Annotated in this window: 22 protein-coding genes; 12 read left to right on the plus strand and 10 right to left on the minus strand. The window is 58.2% G+C overall.

Annotation, left to right across the window (positions count from 1 at the left end):
* Positions 1-177 precede the first annotated feature (177 nt).
* The 5 genes from amiA (at position 178) to tkt (ending at position 6579) form a co-directional block, all read left to right on the plus strand.
* Positions 178-1026 carry an N-acetylmuramoyl-L-alanine amidase AmiA gene (amiA, locus tag HFD92_RS15720; protein WP_009088831.1) on the plus strand — a complete coding sequence of 283 codons (849 nt, stop codon included), beginning with the start codon at positions 178-180 and terminating at the stop codon, positions 1024-1026.
* A gap of 91 nt (positions 1027-1117) precedes the next feature.
* Positions 1118-2032 (plus strand): oxygen-dependent coproporphyrinogen oxidase, encoded by a 915-nt coding sequence (gene hemF / locus HFD92_RS15725; RefSeq protein WP_009088828.1) that lies wholly within the window; start codon positions 1118-1120, stop codon positions 2030-2032.
* Positions 2033-2231: 199 nt separating this feature from the next.
* Entirely contained in the window at positions 2232-3071 is an 840-nt protein-coding gene (locus HFD92_RS15730) for a class I SAM-dependent methyltransferase (RefSeq protein WP_167429234.1), read from the plus strand.
* A 499-nt stretch (positions 3072-3570) separates the two neighbouring features.
* Complete coding sequence (gene tal / locus HFD92_RS15735) at positions 3571-4521, plus strand: transaldolase (RefSeq protein WP_009088826.1); 951 nt, start codon at positions 3571-3573, stop codon at positions 4519-4521.
* A gap of 57 nt (positions 4522-4578) precedes the next feature.
* On the plus strand, positions 4579-6579 hold the full coding sequence (gene tkt, locus HFD92_RS15740; protein WP_009088825.1) for a transketolase: 2001 nt from the start codon (positions 4579-4581) through the stop codon (positions 6577-6579).
* An 80-nt stretch (positions 6580-6659) separates the two neighbouring features.
* On the opposite strand, the gene HFD92_RS15745 is transcribed toward tkt, so the two are convergent.
* Entirely contained in the window at positions 6660-6839 is a 180-nt protein-coding gene (locus HFD92_RS15745; RefSeq protein ID WP_146239922.1) for a hypothetical protein, read from the minus strand.
* Here HFD92_RS15745 and ampH point away from each other — a divergent pair.
* Positions 6838-8001: a D-alanyl-D-alanine-carboxypeptidase/endopeptidase AmpH gene (ampH, locus tag HFD92_RS15750; RefSeq protein WP_046102347.1), complete on the plus strand. Its 1164-nt coding sequence runs from the start codon at positions 6838-6840 to the stop codon at positions 7999-8001. The two genes, HFD92_RS15745 and ampH, sit on opposite strands and share 2 nt — an antisense overlap.
* Here the strand turns inward: ampH and HFD92_RS15755 are convergent.
* From HFD92_RS15755 to HFD92_RS15770, 4 genes are all read right to left on the minus strand, one after another.
* Positions 7998-9071, minus strand: a complete 1074-nt coding sequence (locus tag HFD92_RS15755) for a DUF1176 domain-containing protein (protein WP_111207804.1) — start codon at positions 9069-9071, stop codon at positions 7998-8000. The genes ampH and HFD92_RS15755 overlap by 4 nt on opposite strands.
* Positions 9072-9253: 182 nt before the next feature.
* Positions 9254-9832 carry a GDP-mannose pyrophosphatase NudK gene (gene nudK, locus HFD92_RS15760; protein WP_046102349.1) on the minus strand — a complete coding sequence of 193 codons (579 nt, stop codon included), beginning with the start codon at positions 9830-9832 and terminating at the stop codon, positions 9254-9256.
* Positions 9833-9967: 135 nt separating this feature from the next.
* Positions 9968-11464, minus strand: a complete 1497-nt coding sequence (ansP, locus tag HFD92_RS15765) for an L-asparagine permease (RefSeq protein WP_009088814.1) — start codon at positions 11462-11464, stop codon at positions 9968-9970.
* A 280-nt stretch (positions 11465-11744) separates the two neighbouring features.
* Positions 11745-12017, minus strand: coding sequence for a YdgH/BhsA/McbA-like domain containing protein (locus tag HFD92_RS15770; protein ID WP_058957421.1), 273 nt, complete (start codon positions 12015-12017; stop codon positions 11745-11747).
* 253 nt (positions 12018-12270) lie between these two features.
* Here HFD92_RS15770 and narQ point away from each other — a divergent pair, with 253 nt between their 5' ends.
* From narQ to HFD92_RS15800, 6 genes are all read left to right on the plus strand, one after another.
* Complete coding sequence (gene narQ / locus HFD92_RS15775) at positions 12271-13959, plus strand: nitrate/nitrite two-component system sensor histidine kinase NarQ (protein ID WP_111207803.1); 1689 nt, start codon at positions 12271-12273, stop codon at positions 13957-13959.
* A 68-nt stretch (positions 13960-14027) separates the two neighbouring features.
* Complete coding sequence (locus tag HFD92_RS15780) at positions 14028-14657, plus strand: response regulator (protein ID WP_058957420.1); 630 nt, start codon at positions 14028-14030, stop codon at positions 14655-14657.
* A gap of 167 nt (positions 14658-14824) precedes the next feature.
* Positions 14825-17941: a multidrug efflux RND transporter permease AcrD gene (gene acrD, locus HFD92_RS15785; protein WP_046102353.1), complete on the plus strand. Its 3117-nt coding sequence runs from the start codon at positions 14825-14827 to the stop codon at positions 17939-17941.
* A 578-nt stretch (positions 17942-18519) separates the two neighbouring features.
* A complete protein-coding gene (locus tag HFD92_RS15790) occupies positions 18520-18888 on the plus strand; it encodes an ArsC family reductase (protein ID WP_009088808.1) in 369 nt (122 codons plus the stop codon).
* Between the two features lies 1 nt (position 18889).
* A complete protein-coding gene (gene dapE / locus HFD92_RS15795) occupies positions 18890-20017 on the plus strand; it encodes a succinyl-diaminopimelate desuccinylase (RefSeq protein WP_009088806.1) in 1128 nt (375 codons plus the stop codon).
* A gap of 22 nt (positions 20018-20039) precedes the next feature.
* On the plus strand, positions 20040-20228 hold the full coding sequence (locus tag HFD92_RS15800) for a YpfN family protein (RefSeq protein WP_009088805.1): 189 nt from the start codon (positions 20040-20042) through the stop codon (positions 20226-20228).
* A gap of 30 nt (positions 20229-20258) precedes the next feature.
* Here the strand turns inward: HFD92_RS15800 and ypfH are convergent, their stop codons facing one another.
* From ypfH to bamC, 5 genes are all read right to left on the minus strand, one after another.
* Positions 20259-20939, minus strand: coding sequence for an esterase (gene ypfH, locus HFD92_RS15805; protein WP_009088803.1), 681 nt, complete (start codon positions 20937-20939; stop codon positions 20259-20261).
* 73 nt (positions 20940-21012) lie between these two features.
* Entirely contained in the window at positions 21013-22995 is a 1983-nt protein-coding gene (locus HFD92_RS15810) for a tRNA(Met) cytidine acetyltransferase TmcA (protein ID WP_167429279.1), read from the minus strand.
* The gene (locus tag HFD92_RS15815) at positions 22995-23858 is read right to left on the minus strand and encodes a neutral zinc metallopeptidase (protein WP_167429235.1); all 864 of its coding nucleotides are present in this window, start codon (positions 23856-23858) and stop codon (positions 22995-22997) included. Before HFD92_RS15815 ends, HFD92_RS15810 begins: the two co-directional genes overlap by 1 nt.
* 130 nt (positions 23859-23988) lie before the next feature.
* The gene (purC, locus tag HFD92_RS15820; RefSeq protein WP_009088797.1) at positions 23989-24702 is read right to left on the minus strand and encodes a phosphoribosylaminoimidazolesuccinocarboxamide synthase; all 714 of its coding nucleotides are present in this window, start codon (positions 24700-24702) and stop codon (positions 23989-23991) included.
* A 145-nt stretch (positions 24703-24847) separates the two neighbouring features.
* Positions 24848-25879, minus strand: a complete 1032-nt coding sequence (bamC, locus tag HFD92_RS15825) for an outer membrane protein assembly factor BamC (protein ID WP_009088796.1) — start codon at positions 25877-25879, stop codon at positions 24848-24850.
* Position 25880 lies beyond the last annotated feature (1 nt).

Here is a 25880-nt window from a genome sequence, read left to right on the forward strand (position 1 = left end):
GATTATCACGCATTCTCTGCCGCACGCAACCCTCGGCTGAACGGCGGCAAATAAAAAAGCGCAAATTTTCTGTTCGCGGCCTGCAATACAAAGTAATGCCCTGAAATGGTTATGTGATCGCAGACAACAGAGCCTTAGGCTATAACACCGGCAGGATTTCTGTTACCGGACCCGCACATGCACCTGCTTAAACGTTTGATTCATCGCCGTCAGTTACTCCTTTCCGGTCTGGCTCTGGCCGTTTTATCGCCGCGCGCGGTTCAGGCCAGAGAGCCTTCAGCGCTTACAGGAACAGGCCGCCATGCACGCCCTGCTCCGCCAGCCAGTAACGGAAAGCGCATTGTGATGATTGATCCCGGCCACGGGGGCATCGACTCCGGCGCGGTCGGCGAGGAGGGTTCAGAAGAGAAGCACATCGTGCTGGAGATTGCCGGTAACGTGAAACGGCAGCTGCAGAGCCATCCGCGCATCGAAGTGCGTCTGACCCGCGACAGCGACCATTTTATTCCGCTCTACCAGCGGGTGGAGATTGCTCATCAGCATGGCGCGCATCTGTTCATGTCGATCCATGCCGACGGCTTTACCAGCCCCGATGCCAGCGGCGCCTCGGTATTTGCCCTCTCTAATCGCGGTGCCAGTAGTTCAATGGCGCGTTATCTCTCTCAGCGTGAGAACGATGCGGACAAACTGGGCGGCGTGAAGGCGCAGCAGCAGGATCACTATCTGCAGCAGATCCTGTTCGATCTGGTTCAGACTGACACCATCAAAAACAGCCTGACGCTGGGCAAACATGTGCTGGATCAGATTCGCCCGGTTCATCATCTGCATAGCCAGCACACGGAACAGGCTGCTTTCGCGGTCCTGAAGTCGCCCTCCATCCCTTCGGTGCTGGTTGAAACCTCCTTTATTACCAATCCGCACGAAGAGCAGTTGCTCGGCACCACGGCGTTTCGTCAGAAAATTGCCGCCGCCATTGCCAGCGGTATCGTCAACTACTTTGATGAATTTGATCGCCGTAATGCCTGATGCGGAAAGTTCCTGTATCGCGCCGCACTCATGCAAGCAGCCCGATTTTGCGTATAATCGCCCTAAATTAAAACCGACGATAAGCGAAAAGATGGCTGATATTTCCCGCGTAAAAGCATTCCTGCTCGCTCTGCAGGATGAGATTTGTAACCAGCTGGCGGCTGAAGATGGCGGCGCAGCGTTCGCAGAAGATAGCTGGCAGCGTCCGGGCGGCGGCGGCGGTCAGAGCCGCGTACTGCGAAACGGTGCGGTGTTTGAACAGGCGGGCGTAAACTTTTCGCACGTGCATGGCGATAAGATGCCGGCCTCGGCTACGGCGCACCGTCCGGAACTGGCGGGCCGCAGCTTTGAAGCGATGGGTGTGTCGCTGGTCATCCACCCGAACAATCCCTATGTGCCCACCAGCCACGCCAACGTGCGCTTTTTTATCGCGGAGAAACCCGGTGCCGATCCGGTGTGGTGGTTTGGCGGCGGGTTTGATCTCACGCCGTTCTACGGCTTCGAAGAAGATGCACTGCACTGGCATCAGACTGCCGCCGACCTCTGTCAGCCTTTTGGCGACGACGTTTATCCGCGATATAAAAAGTGGTGCGACGACTATTTCTATCTGAAACACCGCGATGAGCAGCGCGGCATTGGCGGCCTGTTTTTTGACGATCTTAACACGCCCGATTTTGAGCAGAGCTTCAGCTTTATGCAGGCGGTGGGACGCGGCTTTATTGATGCCTACCGGCCGATTGTGGCACGCCGCAAAGATCATCCGTGGGGCGATCGTGAGCGCCAGTTCCAGCTCTACCGCCGCGGGCGTTATGTGGAGTTCAATCTGGTGTGGGACCGTGGCACCCTGTTTGGCCTGCAGACCGGCGGCCGCACGGAATCGATCCTGATGTCGATGCCGCCGTTGGTGCGCTGGGAATATGATTATCAGCCTGAACCAGACTCGCCTGAAGCGGCCCTCTATCGCGATTTCCTGCCGGTGAAGAACTGGCTCAATCTGCCGTCATAATCCCCCGGACCGCAACGTGGCTGCCTGCCTGCGTTGCGGTTCATTACGCTGTCTCAACCGCCTGAAACCGTTCATCTTCCTGCCGCTCCCACCCGACCTGATAACCGATAAAAAGGGTTCAGTTCCGTTTGTTTCTCATTCATTAGTGCCCTGAATTTCATTGATACACTAGGCCATATTCAGGATAAGGACACCAATGATGGCTTCATTCACAGACCCCGATAAAAACCTTGAAACACGGAGTTTTGCGGAAATAGCGGAACGGCTTAACATCGAAATATACAGTGGTTTCAAACCCGACCTTTCTCCCTGGCTGGGCAGAAATATTATCTTCGACGACATCATCGCAAAGAGAGCGGCGACTGAAGGTCACTACGAAGATCAATGCTCCGGGAAATATTACTTTGATATTTTTAACACCATTAAGTCGGCACTGGGTGAAGTCAGCAGAATCGTTGAAGTGGGCGTCTTTATGGGAGGCAGCACCTCTGTTCTGGCTGGCTGTGCACACTATCTGGGTATTGAACTCGATTTGATCGACATCAGTCCGGACCATTTACAGTTCGCCAGAGAGCGCGCAAGAAGAGCCTATCCGGAAACCGTCGAAAGTCGGGTCAGGATGTACCATGGCACCCTTCCGGAGTATGTCAGGGATGTGCTGATGAAAGAAGAAGGCGGAAACGTCATCATTCATCATGATGGCGCGCACGATTTCGAGCAGGTGATCCGTGACCTCGGCAGCCTCTTTTATATCAAAGATAAACTGCACAGCTTACTGATTCAGGATACCCATCTGCGTGGCGTTCCTGAATATTTTAATTTTGTCGATGCCGCCGTCTATTCTATTTTCGGTCGGGATGTCACTTATGCGCCGCTGGGTACCGTCTATAACGACGGGCCGGTTTGTGAACCGAACCGCTGGCAGGGCAACTATTTTATGCCGGGTGAACCCGAAGGGATGTATATCCCGCTGACGCATAATAAATTTTACTACCCGCACCCCAAAATAACGCTGGCGCAATTTTTTGAGAGGCAATAGCGCACCACGTGATTCGGGCCGCCTGTACTCTCATCGCGGCCTGTTTTTAAAACGCCTCTCCCGGGGAGGCTCAGACATCCCCCCCTGTTTAGCATTCAGCCTGCCCCGCCACGTTTCACTGTGGCAGCGCTTTTCCCGTCCCCGCGTTTTTACTTTCCGACTCACCGCACCGTTTTCTGCTCCCGGCGTATGACGAGAGTGAGTGTCCTAACGCCGCTTTGATGCGGAGAGGGCACGGATTGCTACAGTGTTGCCTGCGTCATTTTTCCCGACTGCTATGCTTAAGAGTGGAATATGGCGCACCCCTCGGGTTACACCGCATGACGGCTCCTTCGCACCGCCTCGCAGCGCAACAATCAGAGAAACCGCATTTTCATCAGAAAGTGTCTGTTGCAATGTTATGGGTTCGCGTTCCCGCTAGCAGCACATGCCACAGACCGGCTGCGAGGCCTGAGGTGATCCCTGTTCGCTTTCATTTTTCTTTTCAAGGAGTTTAGAGATGAACCAGCTAGAAGCCCTAAAACAGTTCACCACCGTGGTGGCGGACAGTGGCGATATCGAATCGATTCGTCATTACCACCCGGAAGACGCCACCACCAACCCTTCACTCATTCTGAAAGCATCCGGTCTCGAAGGGTACAAACACCTGATGGATGACGCGATCGAGTACGCTAAAAAACAGGGCGGCAGCAAAGAGACCCAGATCATCAACGCCAGTGACAAAGTGGCAATCAATCTCGGTATGGAAATCCTGAAAAGCATACCGGGCCGTGTTTCGACCGAAGTGGATGCGCGCCTCTCCTTCGATCGTGGCATGTGTGTGACCAAAGCAGAAAAACTGATTCGGATGTACGAAGAGCAGGGTATCGACCGCTCGCGCGTACTGATAAAGCTGGCTTCAACCTGGGAAGGTATCCGCGCTGCGGAAGAGCTGGAGAAGAATGGTATCCACTGCAACCTGACCCTGCTCTTCTCCTTCGCGCAGGCGCGTGCCTGCGCGGAAGCGGGCGTGTTCCTGATCTCGCCGTTCGTGGGTCGCATCTACGACTGGTATAACTCACGCAAGCCGATGGAACCATACGTGGCGGATGAAGATCCGGGCGTGAAATCCGTGCGTCGCATCTACGACTACTACAAAAAGCACCGCTACAGCACCATCATCATGGGTGCCAGCTTCCGTAAAGTGGAGCAAATTGTGGCGCTGGCGGGCTGCGATCGCCTGACGCTCTCCCCTAACCTGCTGGAAGAGCTGCAGAACAGCGACGCACCGCTGGAGCGCAAGCTGGAGCCGTCTACCGAAGGCTTCCATCAGCCATCACCGCTCTCTGAGGCGGAGTTCCGCTGGGAGCATAATCAGGATCCGATGGCGGTTGAGAAACTGTCTGATGGTATCCGCCAGTTCGCTGTTGACCAGCAGAAGCTGGAAGATGTACTGGCCGCACGTCTGTAGTCCTCATTTTAGTCGGGCGGGACTTTCCCGCCCTGATGCATAACAAGGGAGAACTTTATGTCCTCACGCAGAGAGTTGGCAAACGCGATTCGTGCACTGAGCATGGATGCGGTTCAGAAGGCAAATTCCGGCCACCCCGGTGCGCCCATGGGAATGGCCGATATCGCCGAAGTGTTGTGGCGCGACTTCCTTCAGCACAATCCGACCAATCCCGCCTGGCTTGATCGCGACCGCTTTATCCTCTCCAACGGCCACGGCTCAATGCTGCTCTACAGCCTGCTGCACCTGAGTGGTTACGACCTGCCGATTGAAGAGCTGAAAAACTTCCGTCAGCTGCACTCCAAAACGCCGGGCCACCCGGAAATCGGCTACACGCCTGGCGTGGAAACGACCACCGGCCCGCTGGGTCAGGGTCTGGCGAACGCCGTTGGTCTGGCGATTGCAGAGCGCACGCTGGCCGCGCAGTTTAACCGTCCGGATCATGAGATTGTTGACCACCATACCTATGTCTTTATGGGCGATGGCTGTCTGATGGAAGGGATTTCGCACGAAGTCTGCTCCCTGGCGGGCACCCTGGGTCTCGGCAAACTGATCGGCTTCTATGACCATAACGGTATCTCGATCGATGGTGAAACCGAAGGCTGGTTTACCGACGACACCCATAAGCGCTTCGAGTCTTACAACTGGCACGTCATCGGCGACATCGACGGCCATGACGCGGACGCCATTCGTGAGGCGATCAAAGAGGCGCAGAGCGTTACCGATAAGCCTTCGCTGATTATCTGCCGCACCATTATCGGTTTCGGTTCCCCGAACAAAGCCGGTAAAGAGGAGTCGCACGGCGCAGCGCTGGGTGAGGAAGAAGTCGCCCTGACCCGCAAGCAACTCGGCTGGAACTATCCGGCGTTTGAGATCCCGGCTGAAATCTACCAGCAGTGGGACGCCAAAGCCGCCGGTGCGGAACGGGAAAAAGCCTGGGATGCAAAATTTGCGGCCTATAAAGAGGCACATCCTGAGCTGGCGAAAGAGTATGAACGCCGTATGAATGGCGAGATGCCGTCAACGTGGGAAAGCGAAGCCACCCGTTTCATTCAGGAGCTGCAGGCTAACCCGCAGAAAATTGCCAGCCGCAAAGCCTCACAAAACTCGCTGGAAGCCTACGGCAAATTACTGCCGGAGTTCCTCGGCGGTTCTGCAGACCTGGCGCCCAGTAACCTGACAATCTGGTCTGGCTCCAAATCGATCAAAGAAGATCCGGCCGGTAACTACATTCACTACGGCGTGCGTGAGTTCGGGATGACGGCGATTGGTAACGGTATCGCGCACCATGGCGGTTTCGTCCCCTACACGGCCACCTTCCTGATGTTTGTCGAATATGCGCGTAACGCAGCGCGCATGGCGGCGCTGATGAAGGCGCGACAGATTCTGGTCTACACCCATGACTCCATCGGTCTGGGCGAAGATGGCCCGACCCACCAGCCGGTAGAGCAGATCGCCAGCCTGCGTCTGACGCCCAACATGAGCGTATGGCGTCCGTGCGACCAGGTGGAAACGGCTGTGGCGTGGAAAGCGGCTATCGAACGCCATCATGGCCCGACTGCGCTGATCCTCTCCCGTCAGAATCTGCTGCAGCCGGAACGTACCCCGGAGCAGATCGAGAACATCAAACGCGGCGGCTATGTGCTGAAAGATTGCGACGGCACCCCCGAAGTGATCCTGATTGCCACCGGTTCAGAAATTGAGATCACCCTGGGTGCAGCCGATAAGCTCACTTCAGGCGGTCACAAGGTGCGGGTGGTTTCACTGCCTTCAACTGACCTGTTTGATGCGCAGGATGCTGCCTACCGCGAATCCGTTCTGCCTGTCGGCGTGAAGGCGCGCGTGGCGGTGGAAGCCGGAATCGCCGACTACTGGTTCAAGTATGTGGGTCTGGAAGGCGCGATTGTCGGTATGACCACCTTTGGTGAATCAGCGCCAGCCGGCAAGCTGTTCCCGGAGTTTGGCTTCACGGTAGAGAATATCGTCAGTCACGCTGAAGCATTACTCAAGCCGGTGTAATGCTTTTGCCCTTCCCGGCACACCGGGAAGGGCCATTTCATCACATAGCCCGAAACAGAAAAAAATCTCCTCTCCCCTCTTCACGCCCCGCACAAACTGATTACTATAGAGCCGTCATAGTTAATGCTGCCTGCGCCCTGGCTGCCCGCCTGTTCCTGCTGCTGTTCTGCCGGAATAACGCGATGTGCTGCCCGCGTCTGTCCGATGCATGAAGGCAGATCTCCTCCGATCTCTATAGCGAAGCCATTTCCGTTGAACATGCGCACACCCTATTTACTGGCCCTGATGGTTTCACTGCTTCCATTAAAAAGCATGGCGCAGGTCGCGCCCGATCCGCTGCTCGCCTCTCAGATTGTTGACCGCTATGCGGAGCATATCTTTTATGGCAGTGGTGCAACCGGTATGGCACTGGTCGCGATTGATGGCAATCAGCGGGTCTTCGCCAGCTTTGGTGAAACCCGGCCAGGCAACAATGTGCGCCCGCAAAAAGATTCGCTGATTCGTATCGCCTCGCTGAGTAAGCTGATGACCAGTGAAGTGATGGTCAAGCTGGCGGAGCGCGGACAGATTCGCCTCGACGATCCGCTGAGTAAATATGCGCCGCCGGGCACCCGCGTGCCTGCTTATAACGGACAGCCCATTCGTCTGATCAACCTCTCCACCCACACCAGCGGACTGCCGCGTGAACAGCCTGGCGGCAAGGCGCAGCGGCCGGTGTTTGTCTGGCCGACGCGCAGTGAACGCTGGACGTGGCTGTCACGGGCGAACCTCAAAGCCGCACCGGGCAGCAGTGCCGCCTACTCCAACCTGGGTTACGATCTGCTGGGCGATGCGCTGTCGCGCGCGGCGGGCACGCCCTACCCGGCCCTGTTTCAGCAGTTGATCACCCGACCGCTGGGTATGAAAGACACCACCTTTACGCCTTCGCCGGAGCAGTGTGGTCGCCTGATGGTGGCTGAAAAAGGGGCCAGCCCCTGCAACAACACCCTGGCGGCGATTGGCAGCGGCGGCGTTTACTCCACGCCGGATGATATGGGCCGCTGGATGCAGCAGTTCCTTAACTCGTCGGTTAACCATCGCACCCCGCAGATCGATCGGCTGCAAACGCTGATCTATCGCCGCGATCAGCTGACCCGCGTGGAAGGCATGGATGTGCCAGGGAAAGCGGATGCGCTGGGGATGGGCTGGGTCTACATGGGACCAAAGAATGGTCGTCCCGGGATTATTCAGAAAACCGGCGGTGGCGGGGGTTTCATTACCTATATGGCGATGGTGCCGCAGCATAACGTGGGCGTGTTTGTCGTGGTGACGCGCTCGCCGCTGACCCGCTTCACGCCAATGAGCGACGGCGTAAACAACATGCTGGCTGAGCTGGTCGGCAACCAGACCGGCTCTCCGATGATGGTGCAGGTCATCCGCTAACGCTGCTGGACGCCACCGTCTGACTGGCTGACCCACAGGGTTGGCCAGTCATCACTGCTGTGCCAGGCATCGCAGGTCGACTCCTCCGCATATTCCGCCAGCACAAAGCGGGTGCCATCAAACTGCCAGCGTGTGGCACTGCCGCAGTCACCGAGCCCCCGCCCCTTGCCAAACGTATAAAGCTGGCCGCTGGCCGCATTATACTCAGCGTTAATCAGCTCAAGCTGGCGGTCACTCGCTCTCGGCGGAGTAAAGGGCAGCGTCAGCGTGATGCCCCGGGCCACGTAGGGCGTGCTGCGCGTCACTTCAAACGCCAGATCGATGACGTTGTATGCCCCCATTTCACAACTGACCAGCAACAGCGCATGCTGATCGGTGAGAGGCGCAACGCTGACCTCACGCCGCAGCGGGTCGAGTGAGCAGGAGTCGGTATTGATGCGCCAGGTGCCGTAATCGATTAATCCGCTGGTCTCTTCGCGCGTCAGGGGCGCAGGCGGCCTCACGGCGGGAGGCAGCTGTGGCAATGCTGGCGGCGGCGGAACCTCCCAGCTGGCGCGGTCGCCACGTTTAATCCACGCGCTCATGCTGTTCACCCGCCCCTGCCTGTCATCCATCAGCAGCAGTGCAGCTTTCATACCGCGCAGGGAGATCGCGGCACTGGCATCGTAGGTGAGTTGCAGGGTTTTGGCTTCCATCACCAGATCAAGAAATTCATCAATGGCGATAGCATTGCTGGTGGCGAGATGGTGCGGTTCTGCCGTCCAGTGTTTGAGGTCCGGTTTAAGACGCCGCTGGTCGAGCAGCAGATTATCCTGCAGCGGGCCGCCAGGCAGCGCGCCGGTATAGGCACTGCCGTAGTCGATGCGGAGTAAGGGGCGATCGTTAACGCCCGCATGGCGCGAAATCGTCATCACCAGCCCTTTATCGCCGGGGATGTTGCGGGCCACGCAGAAGGCTTCGTTGTTGCAGGTGATTTGCCAGTCGTTGAATGACTTTTGCAACGGTTCCGCCTGAACACAGGTCACCCACAGAGACGTCGACAGCCACAGCGATTTCATCCAGTACGACATTAAGAAAATCGATCCCCAAAAACCCAGAGTGGAGAGGATAGCGCATCAATGGGCCAGACAGGGTTCGCATTCTGTGAACCCGTGCAAAAAGCGCAGTTAACTGCTTAAAAAGCGTGCATAACCTGGAGACAGTGTCCGCATTGCATCCCGGGCTGTCGCGCGGCGGGCCGTTCAGGGCACGATTATGGTGTCAGCCAGCCTGCGATACGGGCATGCTGCAGCAGCATAATAGTTTTACCGTCGCGAATGCGGCCATCGGCGACCATCGCCAGCGCATCCGGGAAGCGCAGCTCCAGTACATCAATCGACTCATCATCAACGCCCCCGCCCGCATTGTCACGCAGCGCGTCGTGATATTCCGCCGCGAAAAAGTGGATCAGCTCGGTCACGCCGCCCGGTGACATGTAGCAGCTATAGAGTTTTTCCACCTCACCCACGGCGTAGCCGGTCTCTTCGATGGCCTCTTTGCGGATGCAATCTTCCGGCGTGTCATCATCCAGCAACCCCGCGCAGGCTTCGATCAGCATGCCGCTGTCGTTACCGTTGACGTAGGTGGCGATGCGAAACTGGCGCGTCAGCACCACACTGTTTTTTTCACGGTTATAGAGCAGGATGGTCGCCCCGTTGCCGCGGTCGTAGACTTCACGCTTGTGGCGGATCACCTCACCCTGACGGTCGGTTATCTCATAGGTGTAGTTACGCAGCACAAACCAGTTTTCAGACAGGAGTTTATCTTTGATGATGTTGATCTTAAACGACATGCAGACTCCGCTACCGCATAAAGGGAGCCTTTCATCATAGGGGCAAGGAGGCGGGAAAACTATCCTAATTCGCGGCGCCGGTTTGCGCCCAAAAAAAAGCCAGCCCGGAGGCTGGCCTGATGACGGCAATGGCGATCAGCGGGAGGATTCATCCGCCAGCTGGGTCGGCTTTGCCTCCTCTTCATGATGATCATGCTCGGTTTCAGCGATAGCGTTAACGCGCTTACGCACGCCAAACCATCCCAGCACCAGCACCACGGCAATCAGTGGAATAGAGGCGATGGTATAGGTGCCGTTCGGGTAGTCGAACGCCATCAGCACCAGCACGCTGAACAGGAACAGCAGGGTCAGCCAGGACGTAAACGGCGCGCCCGGCAGCTTGAAGCTCACATCGTCCGCCTTACCCTCTTTGATCGCCTTACGCAGACGCAGCTGGCAGACCACGATAAAGGCCCAGGAGGAGATAATACCCAGTGAGGCGACGTTCAGGACGATCTCAAACACCTGCGACGGCACGTAGTAGTTAAGCACTACACCAATGACATAAACGCCGATGGTGACCAGAATCCCGGCATAAGGCACCTGCTGACCGTTCATCTTAGACATGAACTTCGGTGCAGAACCGCCCATCGACATGGAACGCAGAATACGTCCGGTCGAATAGAGTCCGGAGTTCAGGCTGGAGAGCGCCGCGCTCAGCACCACGATGTTCATGATGCTGCCGATGTAAGGTACGCCCAGCTTTGAGAAGAAGGTCACGAACGGACTCTGACCGGCCTGATAGGCGTTCCACGGCAGCAGCAGCACCAGCAGGACCACCGAACCGACGTAGAACAGACCGATACGCCAGATCACGCTGTTAATGGCTTTCGGCAGCATGGTCTGCGGATCTTTACATTCGCCCGCCGCCGTTCCGACGAGTTCGATCGAGGCAAAGGCGAACACTACCCCCTGAATCAGCACCAGCGCAGGCAGTAAGCCGTGCGGGAAGATACCGCCGTTGTCGGTAATCAGATGGAAGCCGGTGCTGTTGCCATCCAGCGGTTTGCCGGTGCCAAGGAACACCACGCCCACCACGAGGAAGACCACGATGGCCAGCACTTTCACCAGCGCGAACCAGAACTCCATTTCGGCAAACCACTTCACGCCGATCATGTTCATGGTGCCAACAATCGCCAGCGCACCCAGGGCGAAGACCCACTGCGGCACATCACCAAACGCGCCCCAGTAGTGCATGTAGAGCGCGACGGCGGTGATATCCACGATACCGGTCATGGCCCAGTTGACGAAATACATCCAGCCCGCCACGTAGGAGGCTTTCTCGCCGAGGAACTCACGGGCATAAGAAACAAAGCTGCCGCTGCTGGGACGGTGTAACACCAGCTCACCCAGCGCACGCAGAATAAAGAAGGAGAAAATGCCACACACCAGATAGATGATGGCTAAGGCGGGGCCCGCAGCCTGCAAACGGCCACCTGCGCCCAGGAACAAACCGGTGCCGATGGCACCACCGATTGCGATCATCTGTACGTGCCGGTTACCCATAGCCTTCTGGTAGCCCGCGTCATGAGAATTGAGCCAGCGTCGTTTCGCAGCGCGCAACTCGCCTGGGGTTTTCTTTTTAGATTTCATAGCTTTCCTGTTTGTCCTGACCATCAGTCGTCGCTTCCCCCATGCAGGTGTCATGCCCTGAGTTATGGGGTATTTTCCTCTGTGCGCTTGCCTGTGAGTGAGTGCCAGGCAAGGCGGGAATTTACGGCGATGAATCCTACCCGTTATGCAGGAACGAAGCAAAATATACCGGGCGGATGCACAGGCTGATTTGTAAGAATCCGTCATGATGCACAAAAATAAAAAAACCGGCCATTTTCAGGCCGGTAAGAGCTACAGGGATGGAAACAGGAGGGTATAGCTAGCGATAAATCTCTGCGGTGCCGCTCCACAGGCTGGAGTCGCCTGGGTTATCGACGCCGATAACACGGTAGTGGCTGGCGCCCATCTCTTCCGCTTTTTGCGACAGATGGCGGCTGGCATCATCCAGCGAGCCTCGCACGCCGGAGACCGAGACGCTGCCGATGCTCTGCAGGTTCTGCGCCTGGGCCTGATCGACCGGTGCAGCAGCGAAAGTGGTAAATGAGGCGGTAGTCAGTAAGGCGCCCGCCAGAACAGCATTCAGTTTTTTCATGGGATGCTCCTTAATCTGTAATCGGGGGTAAGTCAGTGACTGGAAGAATTATTAGCGCTGCAATGAAAAGCAACATCGGGGCGGTGTAAAGCTGTTTGTTTTTTGACCACAGAACCGTCGTCGATCCTGGGAACTGTCAGTTGCGGTCATTTTTTGTTCGGTCCGACACAACAGGGGCGATAAACCGCAGCAGGATCATTTGCGTCAGGGGATTGCTCTTTTATAATCCCGCACTCACCACAGGGCCATTCATGTGATTGTTAAACGTTCCGTAACTCAAAGCATCGCGCAGGCGCTCAGTGCAATTGTCCTGCTGTCGCTGCTCACAACAGGTCTGGCCCTGGTCACGCTGCTCAGCAGTCAGCGCGACGCAGAGGCGATCAATCTGGCCGGTTCACTGCGTATGCAGAGTTACCGCATGGCCTGGGATGCCAGCCGTCAGCCGCAGAATCTGCCGCAACATCTGGCGCTCTATCAGCAGACGCTGGACTCCCCGGTGTTACAGAAGCTGGATCGCCCCTGGGTTCCGCGTGAAGTCAGCACTCGCTATCAACGTCTGCGCGCCGCCTGGCCTGACCTGCAACAGCAGCTGCTGCAGGGCGATACCGTCACCTGGCAGCATCAGATCCCGGTTTACGTCGCCGAGATCGACCGCTTTGTGCTGGGCTTACAGCGTTACACCGAACTGAAAATGCATCTGGTGGCGGGCAGCAGCCTGGTGGGGGTGATTGCGATTGTGGCACTGGCGCTGATGACGATTCGCTTTACCCGCCTGCAGGTGGTACGGCCTCTCAATGCGCTGGTCACCGCCAGTCGCTACGTTGAGAGCGGCAATTTTGCTTTTCCGCCGCTGCAGGTCGAACAGCAGAATGAGCTGCGGGTACTGTCTCACGCCTTTAGCGGCATGGCGGCACGCCTGCATTCGCACTATAAGCTGCTGGAAAGTACGGTGCGTGAAAAGACCGAAGATTTAACCCAGGCGAACCGCACCCTCTCCCTGCTCTATGACAGCTCACAGATGCTGACGGCCAGCCCGCTGCATCCGGCCCTGTTTGAAGCCGTCCTGAGCCGCGTGCTGACGCGTGAAAAACTGACGGCTATCCGGCTCGACAGCGATCAGTTTCAGTTCTGCGCCGGTGATGAAGAGGCCGGGGGTCAGTGGCAGCGGCTGCCGGTCCGGCAGGCCGACCAGCCGATGGGCGAGCTGCGCTGGCAGACAGCCGGAGCCTCTCCCCCGGATGAGCTGATGCGCAGCCTCGCGGCGATGCTCGGACGCGCTATCTGGATCTGGCAGGCGCAGCAGCAGTATCAGCAGATGCTGCTGATCGAAGAGCGCACCACCATCGCCCGTGAACTGCATGATTCGCTGGCGCAGTCGCTCTCCTTTTTACGCATTCAGCTGACCCTGCTGCGCCGCACCGTCGATAAAGAGGATAGCGCAGCGCACACTATCATTGCCGACTTCGATCGGGCGCTGGCTGATGCCTACCGGCAGCTGCGTGAACTGCTGACCACCTTCCGCCTGACCATTGAGCAGGCAGATCTGGTCGCGGCGATGCAGGCGATGATCGCCTCGCTGCAGGAGAAGAGTGGCGCAGAGATACAGTTTCACTATCAGACCGGGCTGCTGAGTCTGGAAGCGCAGCAGCAGGTGCATGTATTGCAGATCGCCCGAGAGGCGCTGCTGAACGCGATACGTCACGCCAGCGCAGAGGTCATCCGGGTGGAGTATCAGCACAGTGAAAAAGGTGAGCACTTACTGACGATTACAGACGACGGTGTGGGCATGAACAGCACTGACGAACCCCCTGGCCACTATGGCCTGACCATTATGGCGGAACGCGCTCAGCGCCTGGGCGGCAACCTGACCATCCACGCGCAACCGCGGGGCACCCGGGTCGAACTGCGCTTTCCGCCGCAGCCCGCCCGTCCGCTGGAGTAACGGGACGCCGCCTGGTTTACTCGCCAGAACAGACTGTCGGTTTCACTGAACCGATAAACGGAGAGACTATGCAACAACCCGCATTAACCCTGATGATTGTGGATGACCACCCGCTGATGCGTCGCGGTATTCGTCAGCTGCTGGCGCTGGAGCCGCAACTGACGGTGGTCGCCGAAGCGAATAACGGCACAGAGGCGCTGGCCGAGGCGCGCCGTCAGGAGCCCGACATCATTCTGCTCGACCTGAATATGAAAGGCATGTCCGGGCTGGACACGCTGAAGGCGCTGCGCCATGAAGGGATCAGCGCCCGTATTCTGGTGCTGACCGTTTCTGATGCCCGCAGTGACATTTTTGCGATGGTGGATGCCGGTGCCGATGGCTATCTGCTCAAGGACAGCGAACCGGAGATCCTGCTGGCGCATATTCTGCAGGCTTCGCGAGGCGAAAAAGTCTTCAGTGAAGGCGTCGCCAGCTATCTGACGAATCGCCAGCACAGCGCCGATCCGCTGCGTCAGCTCACCGATCGCGAGCGGGACGTGCTGCAGGAGGTCGCGCGCGGCCTGTCGAACAAAGAGATTGCCGCTATTCTGCACATCTCGGAAGAGACGGTAAAAGTGCATATCCGTAATCTGCTGCGCAAGCTGGATGTGCGTTCGCGCGTCGCCGCCACGGTGATGTGGCTGGAAAGCCGCAAATAGCCAACGAATTTACACTTTCTCCTCAATTTCTCCACGATTTCCCCCGCTGCCGCACGTAGAGTGAATGGCGGCGGCGAATCGTGGCAAAGCACATCCGATTTGTCTGTCAGTACGCCCGTAGCGGGCAGGCCTGGTCGATTTTAACTGTCGTGAGGAGTGTCGGTTTAATGTCGAATTTCTTTATCGACCGCCCCATCTTTGCCTGGGTGCTGGCGATTCTGCTGTGCCTGTGCGGCACGCTGTCGATCAGGTCACTGCCCATTGAGCAGTACCCCGACCTGGCCCCGCCCAATGTCCGCATTACCGCTAACTATCCGGGCGCATCGGCCCAGACGCTGGAAAATACGGTCACCCAGGTGATCGAGCAGAACATGACCGGCATCGATAACCTGATGTACATGTCCTCCAACAGCAGCAACACCGGCCAGGCGCAAATCACCCTCACCTTTACCGCCGGAACCGATCCTGATGAAGCGCGTCAGCAGGTGCAGAACCAGTTGCAGTCTGCGCTGCGCAAATTGCCACAGGCGGTGCAGTCACAGGGCGTCACGGTGAACAAAACCGGTGACAGTAACATTCTGATGGTGGCTTTCGTCTCTACCGACGGCAGCATGGATAAGCAGGATATTGCAGACTATGTCGCCAGCAACATTCAGGACCCCCTGAGCCGCATTGATGGCGTCGGCCAGGTGGACGCCTACGGCTCGCAATATGCGATGCGCATCTGGCTCGATCCCAACAAGCTTATCGCCTATGCCCTGACCACCGGAGATGTGGTCAGCGCTATTCAGTCGCAGAACACACAGGTTGCCGTGGGTCAGGTCGGAGGCCTGCCCTCGGTGGAGAAGCAGGCGCTGAACGCTACGGTCAATGCGCAGTCGATGCTGCAGACCCCGGAGCAGTTCCGGGCCATCACCCTGAAGAACAATCCTGACGGTTCCGTGGTGACGCTGGGCGATGTCGCCAGCGTGGCGCTGGGGGCGGAGAAATATGATTATCTGAGCCGCTACAATGGTCAGCCCGCCTCGGGGCTGGGGGTAAAGCTCGCCTCCGGCGCCAACGAGATGAACACCGATAAGCTGGTGCGGGCGCGCATTGAGGAGCTGTCGCACTACTTTCCGCACGGGCTGGAAGCAAAAGTGGCCTATGAGACCTCGCCGTTCGTCAAAGCGTCAATTACTGATGTGGTGAAGACGCTGCTGGAGGCGATCGTGCTGGTGTTTGGCGTGATGTATCTGTTCATGCAGAATTTTCGCGCCACCCTCATTCCGACCATTGCGGTGCCGGTGGTGCTGTTTGGCACCTTCAGCGTGCTCTACGCCTGCGGATTCAGCATCAACACCCTGACCATGTTTGCCATGGTGCTGGCGATCGGGTTACTGGTGGATGATGCCATCGTGGTGGTGGAAAACGTGGAACGTATCATGCGCGAAGAGGGACTCTCGCCGCGGGCCGCCACCCGGAAATCGATGGGCCAGATTCAGGGCGCGCTGGTGGGTATCGCGCTGGTGCTGTCAGCCGTGTTTGTGCCGATGGCATTTTTTGGCGGAACCGTCGGCGCGATTTACCGTCAGTTCTCCATCACCATCGTGTCGGCGATGGTGCTGTCAGTGCTGGTGGCGATGATCCTGACACCGGCACTCTGCGCCACGCTGCTCAGGCCGGTGGCACAGGGCGAACAGCATGCGGCGCGCGGCTTTTTTGGCTGGTTCAATCGTCACTTCAACCGCAATGCTGAGCGCTATGAGCGCGGGGTCGCGGCGATTCTGCGCCGCGGCGGTCGCTGGCTGCTGCTCTATCTCGGCCTTATCGGCCTGATGGCCTTTCTGTTTCTGCGCCTGCCCACCTCGTTTCTGCCGCTGGAAGATCGCGGCGTATTCCTGACGCAGGTGCAGCTGCCGGCGGGCTCGACGCTGGAGCAGACCGCTCGCGTGGTCGCCAGGGTGGAGCACTACTATCTGACTCAGGAGAAAGCGAACGTACTGTCGGTCTTCTCCACCATTGGCGCAGGCCCGGGCGGCAACGGACAGAACGTCGCGCGTCTGTTTGTGCGACTGAAAAACTGGGAGGAGCGGCCCGGTGACGATCGCACCTCCTTTGCGATTATCGAGCGCGCGACCAAAGCTTTTCAGCAGATCAAAGAGGGCCGGGTGATAGCCAGCAGTCCCCCCGCGATTACCGGTATGGGCAGCAGTTCCGGCTTTGACCTGCAGCTGCAGGATCACGGTGGCATCGGTCATACCCAGCTGATGGCGATGCGCGACAGGCTGCTGGAGATGGCGGGCAACGATAAGGCGCTGTCGCGGGTGCGGCACAATGGCCTGGATGACAGCCCGCAGTTGCAGATCGATGTGGATGCGCGCAAAGCGCAGGCGCTGGGCGTGTCACTGGATACCATCAACGACACCCTGACCACCGCGTGGGGCTCCAGCTATGTCAACGATTTTCTGGATCGCGGCCGGGTGAAAAAGGTCTATGTGCAGGCCGCCGCTCCGTTCCGCATGCTGCCGGACGACATTGACAAATGGTATGTCCGCAACAGCAGCGGCAAAATGGTGCCCTTCTCCGCCTTTGCCACCAGCCGCTGGGAGACCGGTTCGCCACGCCTTGAGCGTTATAACGGCTACTCATCGCTGGAGATCGTGGGCGAAGCCGCCAGTGGCGTGAGCAGCGGCGCTGCCATGGATGAGATGGAGAAGCTGGTTAACGCCCTGCCGCTGGGTGTCGGCTTCCAGTGGAGTGGCGCCTCTTATCAGGAGCGCCTCTCCGGCTCACAGGCCCCGGCGCTCTATGCCATTTCGCTGCTGGTGGTCTTTCTCTGCCTGGCCGCGCTCTATGAGAGCTGGTCGATTCCTTTCTCGGTGATGCTGGTGGTGCCGCTCGGCGTCGTCGGGGCGCTGATTGCCACCTGGCTGCGCGGGCTGGAAAATGATGTCTATTTTCAGGTGGGCCTGCTGACAGTGATCGGCCTGTCGGCGAAAAACGCCATCCTGATTGTCGAGTTTGCCAGTGAGATGAACAGTAAAGGGCGTGAGCTGGTGGAGTCTACGCTCGAGGCGTCGCGTCAGCGCCTGCGGCCCATCATCATGACGTCACTGGCCTTTATCTTTGGCGTGCTGCCTATGGCGATCAGCAGCGGAGCAGGCTCCGGCAGCCAGCATGCCGTGGGAACCGGCGTGATGGGCGGCATGATCTCCGCGACGCTGCTGGCGATCTATTTCGTGCCGCTGTTCTTTGTGCTGGTACGCCGTCGCTTCCCGCTGAAAGAGAAGCCGCATGACTGAATGCGGAGCCAATAAAAAGCGGCCCCTGAGATCAGCGGCCGCCTTATTTCTGTGTGTGGTAAGAATGTCAGCAAGCGGGAATGTCCTGCTTTAATCTCCACGTGTTACTTGTTGCGTAACATCGCTTCGATGAATTCTTTCCAGGTTCCCATTTCAGTGTCAATCATAATGCCCTCTCTTATTGTGCTGGCAATATTACGCGTTTTTTTTCGCCAGGTGAATACGTTTACACCTGTTATCACTATCGGCAGCAGCGATGAAAACATGAATATTGCGGATTTTGTAAGCTGACGCACATTTCAGCAACCTCCTGACTACGCAGGAAATATTTCGCTATTAACCCAGCGGTAGACGATTTTTTCAACATGGCGAAATTCTTAATCGCGAAATGATGAGCAGGGTAATGATTGCCCGCTGAATTGATAGCGTTTACCCGGAGGGAAATGATCCTCTGCCTGAGAATCGCTTTACGCACGATCAGCCGTCAGGGCAGATGCCGCAACGGATCACACTATGCTAAACTCGCGCTTTGGCTGCTTTTTCAGCTTAACGCGCTTCATAACAATAAGGATCAGGCGATGTGCACGCAGTGGGTGATGTTCGGGATAAAAAATTGCGACACCATAAAAAAAGCCCGGCGCTTTTTAACAGATGCAGGCGTTGATTATCACTTTCACGATTACCGGGCCGACGGCCTGAGCGATGCACTGCTGCAGGAATTTATCGATGCGCTGGGCTACGAAGCCCTGCTCAATACCCGCGGCACTACCTGGCGTAAACTGCCCGAGGCTGACCGCGACGCGGTGACCGATGCCCGCAGCGCCAAAGCGCTGATGCTGGCGCATCCCGCCATGATTAAGCGTCCGCTGTTGCGCGCCCCGGATGGCAGCCTGCTCGCCGGTTTCAGCGAAGCCACCTATCAGAATGCTATTCAGGAGAAGCCATAATATGTTTTGCCCGGTCATTGAGCTGACGCAGCAGCTTATTCGTCGTCCCTCTCTCAGCCCCGATGATGCCGGATGTCAGGCTTTGCTGATCGCCCGTCTTGAAGCCATTGGCTTTCAGATTGAGACGATGAACATCGACGATACCCTGAACTTCTGGGCCACCCGTGGCGAAGGGGAAACGCTGGCGTTTGCCGGTCACACCGATGTGGTGCCGCCGGGCGATGCCAGCCGCTGGATTAACCCGCCGTTTGAACCCACCATCCGCGACGGCATGCTGTTTGGGCGCGGTGCGGCCGACATGAAAGGATCGCTGGCGGCCATGGTCGTCGCGGCCGAGCGTTTTGTGGCAGCCCGTCCCCATCACAGAGGGCGACTCGCCTTTCTGATCACCTCTGACGAAGAGGCCAGCGGTGCCAACGGCACGGTGAAAGTGGTGGAACGGCTGATGGCGCGCCGGGAACGCCTCGACTACTGCCTGGTCGGTGAGCCTTCCAGCACCGAAGTGGTGGGTGACGTGGTAAAAAATGGCCGGCGCGGCTCGATCACCGCCAACCTGATGGTACATGGCGTGCAGGGTCACGTTGCCTATCCGCATCTGGCTGACAACCCGGTTCACCGCGCGATGCCTGCCCTGAATGAGCTGGTGGCGACGGAGTGGGATCAGGGTAATGAGTTCTTCCCGGCCACCAGTATGCAGATTGCCAACGTCCAGGCGGGCACCGGCAGCAACAATGTGATCCCCGGCGAGCTGTTTGTGCAGTTCAACTTCCGCTTCAGCACCGAACTCACCGATGAGATGATCCGCCAGCGGGTCGCAGAACTGCTGGATCGTCACCAGCTGCGTTACACCATTGAGTGGAAACTTTCAGGTCAGCCCTTCCTGACCTCACGCGGAAAGCTGGTTGATGCCGTCGTGAAAGCGGTAGCGCACTATAATGAAATTAAGCCGCAGCTGCTGACGACGGGCGGCACCTCCGATGGCCGGTTTATCGCCCGGATGGGAGCGCAGGTGGTGGAACTGGGGCCGGTGAATGCCACCATTCATAAAATCAATGAGTGTGTGAAAGCTTCCGACCTGCAGATGCTAAGCCGGATGTACCAACGCATCATGGAACAACTGATCGCCTGATGGCGATGTTAAGGAGCAGCAAATGGAATTTATCAAAGATTACTGGTGGATCCTGGTGATCCTGCTGATGGTTGGCGTGTTGATGAATGTCTATAAAGATCTGAAACGGATCGACCATAAAAAATTCATGGATAACAAACCTGACCTGCCGCCCCACCGTGACTTTAACGATAAGTGGGATGACGAAGACGACTGGCCGAAGAAGAAGTAACGAAAATGCCCCTGCTCTGCAGGGGCATTTTTACATCATCGCAATGACATCATCGTCACCGGGCTTTGCCCCGCTTAACGCTTCATCGAAGTAGCGTTTTGGCACCGTGTAGCGCAGATGATTCAGCGCCAGCGTCATGCTGCGGTCATCAATAGCGTGCGCCAGATCGTCGACGATATCGAGCGTGACGTCGCCCCCGCTGGCGGTGAGTCGCTGCTCCGCCTGCTGCGCATGAAACACCGGAATCTGCTCATCATAATCACCGTGGATCAGGTGAACCGTGGTACGGGTGCTGGCTTTCTCTGGCAGGGTAATAAACCGGCCGTTGAACACCACCGCGCGGCCGGCCAGATCGGAATGGGCTTTCACCCCTTCCAGCACCATACTGCCGCCCTGGGAAAAACCGATTAACGCCGTTGCTTCCGGGCGCACACCGCTTTTTTTCTGCCAGTGACGCACGGATTCCACAAACTGTGGCATCGCCGCGTTAACCCGCTGCTGTAGCGTCATATCGTGCAGTTCAGCCTCGCTGAACCACTGACGGCCCGCAGCCGGCGAGCCAACAGAAACCACCAGCGCCTCAGGAAATGTCCGGGCAAACCAGCTGCCAATCTCACCCATCGAATCCGGGTTATCGCCTACGCCATGGTAGAGCAGAAACAGCTGAGCCGTGGTGGCAGGCTGTTGAACGATTACATATTTCAGTGTCATAGTGACCTCCGTTATTCACTCTACGCCAGCTGGCAAAGAATGATATGAGGATTATTTGAACCGGCTGGTCGAATTATTTCAACGACGGGTGCAGCGCATCCTGCCGAATGCCCAGACTTTCCAGGGCGGCTGCCGCCTGCTGACGCAGTACCGAAATCAGCGCCTTACGTCCGCTTATGCCCGCCTGGTGTGCCAGCCCGCTTAACGCATCCGGTGTGCTTACCGCTGCGGCCAGCAGTGAGTCTGGTGCCGCACTGGCCGCCACCAGACGCTGCAACACCGGCAGGCTCGCTTCCAGTGGGCGCTGCGCCCAGGCAAAACCCGCGGCCAGCGGGATGTCCTGCGCACGCCATCCATCATCACACCTCGCCTCAAACTGCAGCTCCAGCGCGATGTGCTGACGCAGCAGCGGCCAGTCACGCGCCAGCTGTTCTGCCGCGCGACGCTGCAATGCCTCGCCGGCTGCAGAACAGGGCAGGATGGCCATCGCCGTATAACAGCCGCTGCTGGCCTCACGCTGACTGCCAATCCGTACCAGCGTAAAACCGCAGGCGCGCCAGAATGACCAGAGAGATTCAGTGTAGCCGAAGCTGACCGAGAGGTAGTCGCGATCGGCGGCGGCGCGGGCGGCGGCGGCCACGAGCTGCTGCCCCATTCCCCGACGGCGGCTCTCCGCCGCCACGGCAATCCGGCTGATGCGCAGCGAGCGCAGGGTCGCCGCCTCAGCCAGACCCGCGTGTGCGGCCAGTGACTGCGCCACCAGATTGCCGCGCGGTCGCCGGGTGCCCGCCCAGACCGCCTGCGCCAGGGCGGGCTCCAGCCCGCCCTCCTCCACCAGCCAGAGCGCCCCCTGCAGACCCGGCGGCTCCCCTGCCCGCCACAGCTGCATACCCGGTGCATCCAGCAGGCGGCGCAGATCGAGCGGCGAGGTGCGGTAATGCGCGCTGGTCAGCAGACGATAGGCGGCCTCCAGCATGGGGAAATCGTGACGCGGTACCGGGTGTGGCGTCACGGCAGAAGAAGGCGTGATGGCAGCAGCATCCTCAAACAGCAGCGCCGCATTCAGCCACTGCTCCAGCGGATCGTGACGCGACCAGCGCAGCGGCTCATCCAGCGTGAAGTAGCGTGCCTGCGGCAGCCCGGCACAGAATTTAAGGATAAACCCGCGCCCGCTCCCCTCGTAGCCCTGCACGGTGGTAGTCAGCAGGACGCGGGGATAGCGGCTGACCAGCGCCTGCAGCAGCGGAGACGGGATGGCCGCCGCTTCATCCACGATCAGCCACGACGCCGCTGGTACGGGATCAGACGCCAGCAGGGCATCCGGGGCCATAAAATGGAAAGCCTCAGCAGCAAAGGCCGCCAGCACTTCCGTGGAGGCTCTGGCCGGGGCGGTCACCAGACACTGCCCGTTCTGCCGGGCCAGCATGCCCGCCAGCGCCGATTTGCCCCGTCCGCGGGCGGCGGTCAGGACCGCGACGCCAGAAGGCATCGTCGCCAGCTGATCGAGTATCGTCTGCTGCTGTTGCGGTGCCTGACAGTGCCAGTGCGGCCAGTCCGGTGGGGGCGGAAAACGGTCAGGCTGATGCTGACGCACCAGCAGCACCTGCTTATCGCCGATGATCAGCTGTTGCAGGTGGCGAACAAAACCGGGCGTCGCGATCGGTTCCGCAACATCTGCCCAGCGCAGGCTATCGGCGTCAGGCTGCTGCGACCACTGCCCCCAGGGCGGCACCAGCAGTAACAGCCAGCTACCGGCGCTGAGCGTCCCCGCCAGCGCAGCGAAAGCCTCGGCATGAAAGCCCTGTCGGGCGTCAAAAATGGCGTGATGAAACTCGCGACCAAGCAGCGTTCGCAGCGCTCCGGGCGGTTTATGCGGTTCGGGAGCATCAGAGGGCCCCGTAAACAGCGGTTCAGGACTCACCTGTAGCCAGTCGCCCGGGAGCATTTCACGCCACTCTGCGGCCCGCATCACACACCAGGCCGGGTCGCCGCTGATCACCGCCAGACGACGGACACCGGCCTGCTGCATTAGCTGCGTCTGCTGTGGCAGAGACATCAGTTGCTGGCGAAGGTGTTGCACTGTCCCGGATCGCCACCATCAAATCCGCGCTTGAACCAGGTGTAGCGCTGCTCAGAGGTGCCGTGGGTAAAGCTGTCCGGCACCACGCGCCCCTGACCTTTCTGCTGAAGACGATCATCACCAATCGCCTCGGCAGCATTCAGCGCCTCCTGTAGATCGCCCGCTTCCAGGATGTTTTCCTTCTGCATGTAGTGTCCCCAGACACCAGCAAAACAGTCCGCCTGCAGTTCCATTTTGACAGAGAGCTGATTGACCTGTGTCTGGCTGGCGCCCTGCTGCATTTCACGCACTTTTGGCTCAATGCCCAGCAGCTTCTGCACGTGGTGACCCACTTCATGAGCGACCACGTACCCCTGAGCAAAGTCTCCGCCCGCGCCCAGTTTCGTCTTCATCTCGTCGTAGAAGGAGAGGTCAATGTAGACGGTCTGGTCAGCAGGACAGTAAAACGGTCCCATCACGGACTGGCCGGTGCCACAGCCGGTCCGGGTTGCGCCGCGATACATCACCAGCTTCGGGGCCACATACTGCTTGTTCATCTGCTGGAACAGTTGGCCCCAGGTATCCTCAGTGGTAGCCAGAATCACCTTCGTGAATTTCGCCGCCTCATCATCATTGGCGCTGACGCTGCGCTGCTGCTGACTGGTCGGTGCCACGTCGCCGCCGGTCAGCAGTCCGGTAAGGTCGTAACCGTAATAGCCTGCTACCGCCACCACAATCAGCAGCACGATGCCGCCTTTACCACGTGGCAGACGAATCTGGCGTCCGCCGCCGCCAAAACCGGATGACTGATCGCGACGGTCCTCTACATTGTCGCTCTCGCGACGCCCTTGCCAGCGCATGCTCTACTCCCTTTGATAATCTTCAGATGGCATGATTTTAGTTGTGCGACGAAGCAATCACCAGCTTTACGCCAAAATGAAAAAAGGAGAGCCGGGGCTCTCCTTTTTATGTTCTGCACGGTCGTCAGACTCAGTCGAGTTTAACGCCCAGTCGCTGTGCCACCGCCTCATAGGCTTCCACTACACCCCCCAGGCTCTGGCGGAAACGGTCTTTGTCCATTTTATCCAGCGTCTCTTTGTCCCACAGGCGCGCACCGTCCGGGGAAAACTCATCGCCCAGCGTCACTTCACCGTTGAACAGACCAAACTCCAGTTTGAAGTCGACCAGAATGAGTCCCGCCTCGTCGAACAGCTTGCTCAGCACCTCGTTAGCTTTAAAGGTCAGCTCCTGCATCCGCGCCAGGTTCTGTTTACTGACCCAGCCAAAGGTTTCGCAGTAGGATTCGTTGACCATCGGGTCATGCTTTGCATCATCTTTCAGGAAAAGATCAAACAGCGGCGGATTAAGCACCATGCCCTCTTCCACGCCCAGACGTTTTACCAGCGATCCTGCGGCGCGGTTACGCACCACACACTCTACCGGTACCATCTCCAGCTTCTTCACCAGCGCCTCGTTATCGGACAGCAGCGCTTCCATCTGGGTCGGGATACCCGCTTCCTGCAATTTGGTCATGATGAAGTGGTTAAACTTATTGTTAACCATTCCCTTACGATCAAACTGCTCGATTCGGGCGCCATCACCTGCTGACGTATCGTTGCGGAATTCGAGTATCAGCAGATCCGGGTTATCGGTGCTGTATACGGTTTTCGCTTTACCGCGATACAACTCAGCTCGCTTTTGCATCTTGTTCACTCCAGACTTGAAATAACGGGTGTTCAGCGGCCAGCGCCGCTGCGGCGATTGCCTTGACGCAATCGTTTACTTCGCCGCGCGCTATTATGCCAAAAACAAAATAAAAAGGCCGGAGAATCTCCGGCCTGAGGCAACTTTATTTGTTCAGCGCCGCCTGGAACACGGCCACCAGCGCATCGTTCTGCGACTGGGTCAGCACATGCCCTTTCGGGTCGATGAATTGCAGACTGGTGCGGTTGTCGAGATCGCCGACCTGCACTTTGTAATCGCCGTTCGGCAATTCCGGGTCTTTCGCGCCCACGGAATCCCAGTCGCTGCTGCTCAGTGACTTGTAGGTCACCTTCATGCTGCCAGTGGAGCGGGTGGTGTCAGTCACCTCCATGCCAACGCGTTTCATTGCGTCTGGCAGACGCTGCCAGGCCACGTTGTAAGGCGTTCGCAGGATCAGCATAGGCAGACCGGTGTCATCGGCACCGCTCTGCACATCGATCGCGCCATTCACCCGGCCGGATGCCGCGTTTTCACTGGCGGTATCGATCTTGTCCATGCCGGTGCTGATATCATTCAGCATCTGCGCGGTGTAACGCTGGATCTGGGCAGGTGAAGTGATGGTTTTCCCATCCTGCTGCAGCTCCAGCAGACGCACGGTCAGCAGCTGCTGATAGCTCTGCGACTGCACGCTGATCTGATAGCGACCGCGGTACTGCTGATCTTCATCCGCACGGTTCCACTGAACCCAGTCGGTCGTCAGTTGCTGACCGGCATCATTACGGGAGGCGATCGGGAATTTGTAGGACTGCACCACATTGACGACCTGCGACCAGACCGAGCCACGGCTGTTATCAATGATCAGCGCGCCGGTGTTGTTACTGAACTGCGCGCGGGTGCCGTTCATCAGTGCCAGCGGCTGTGCTGGCGGACGGATGTCCAGCTGCTTGCCGGTAGGGCCCTGACTGGCGGTGCGGGGCACATCATAGTCGCCACGCTGCACCGGCAGGATCATCCCGGCAGGCGCTTTCAGCTCATGCAGTTCACTGGCCTGAAGATAGGATTCGTCGCCGCTGACCTGGCGCTTATAACGCTGATCGGTTGAACAGGCCGACAACAGCATCAGGGTAGAAAGCCCCACCACTGTGGCAATTGTTGACCGCTTTACTGAGTAATTCATT

The sequence above is a fragment of the Pantoea sp. EKM101V genome (assembly GCF_011800325.1).
GTDB lineage: Bacteria > Pseudomonadota > Gammaproteobacteria > Enterobacterales > Enterobacteriaceae > Pantoea > Pantoea anthophila.

Bases quoted from the DNA above. Each gene is read 5' to 3' on its own strand.
- amiA (WP_009088831.1), top strand. From the start codon at position 178: ATGCACCTGCTTAAACGTTTGATTCATCGCCGTCAGTTACTCCTTTCC.
- hemF (WP_009088828.1), top strand. From the start codon at position 1,118: ATGGCTGATATTTCCCGCGTAAAAGCATTCCTGCTCGCTCTGCAGGAT.
- HFD92_RS15730 (WP_167429234.1), top strand. From the start codon at position 2,232: ATGGCTTCATTCACAGACCCCGATAAAAACCTTGAAACACGGAGTTTT.
- tal (WP_009088826.1), top strand. From the start codon at position 3,571: ATGAACCAGCTAGAAGCCCTAAAACAGTTCACCACCGTGGTGGCGGAC.
- tkt (WP_009088825.1), top strand. From the start codon at position 4,579: ATGTCCTCACGCAGAGAGTTGGCAAACGCGATTCGTGCACTGAGCATG.
- ampH (WP_046102347.1), top strand. From the start codon at position 6,838: ATGCGCACACCCTATTTACTGGCCCTGATGGTTTCACTGCTTCCATTA.
- HFD92_RS15745 (WP_146239922.1), bottom strand. From the start codon at position 6,839: ATGTTCAACGGAAATGGCTTCGCTATAGAGATCGGAGGAGATCTGCCT.
- HFD92_RS15755 (WP_111207804.1), bottom strand. From the start codon at position 9,071: ATGTCGTACTGGATGAAATCGCTGTGGCTGTCGACGTCTCTGTGGGTG.
- nudK (WP_046102349.1), bottom strand. From the start codon at position 9,832: ATGTCGTTTAAGATCAACATCATCAAAGATAAACTCCTGTCTGAAAAC.
- ansP (WP_009088814.1), bottom strand. From the start codon at position 11,464: ATGAAATCTAAAAAGAAAACCCCAGGCGAGTTGCGCGCTGCGAAACGA.
- HFD92_RS15770 (WP_058957421.1), bottom strand. From the start codon at position 12,017: ATGAAAAAACTGAATGCTGTTCTGGCGGGCGCCTTACTGACTACCGCC.
- HFD92_RS15780 (WP_058957420.1), top strand. From the start codon at position 14,028: ATGCAACAACCCGCATTAACCCTGATGATTGTGGATGACCACCCGCTG.
- acrD (WP_046102353.1), top strand. From the start codon at position 14,825: ATGTCGAATTTCTTTATCGACCGCCCCATCTTTGCCTGGGTGCTGGCG.
- HFD92_RS15790 (WP_009088808.1), top strand. From the start codon at position 18,520: ATGTGCACGCAGTGGGTGATGTTCGGGATAAAAAATTGCGACACCATA.
- dapE (WP_009088806.1), top strand. From the start codon at position 18,890: ATGTTTTGCCCGGTCATTGAGCTGACGCAGCAGCTTATTCGTCGTCCC.
- HFD92_RS15800 (WP_009088805.1), top strand. From the start codon at position 20,040: ATGGAATTTATCAAAGATTACTGGTGGATCCTGGTGATCCTGCTGATG.
- ypfH (WP_009088803.1), bottom strand. From the start codon at position 20,939: ATGACACTGAAATATGTAATCGTTCAACAGCCTGCCACCACGGCTCAG.
- HFD92_RS15810 (WP_167429279.1), bottom strand. From the start codon at position 22,995: ATGTCTCTGCCACAGCAGACGCAGCTAATGCAGCAGGCCGGTGTCCGT.
- HFD92_RS15815 (WP_167429235.1), bottom strand. From the start codon at position 23,858: ATGCGCTGGCAAGGGCGTCGCGAGAGCGACAATGTAGAGGACCGTCGC.
- purC (WP_009088797.1), bottom strand. From the start codon at position 24,702: ATGCAAAAGCGAGCTGAGTTGTATCGCGGTAAAGCGAAAACCGTATAC.
- bamC (WP_009088796.1), bottom strand. From the start codon at position 25,879: ATGAATTACTCAGTAAAGCGGTCAACAATTGCCACAGTGGTGGGGCTT.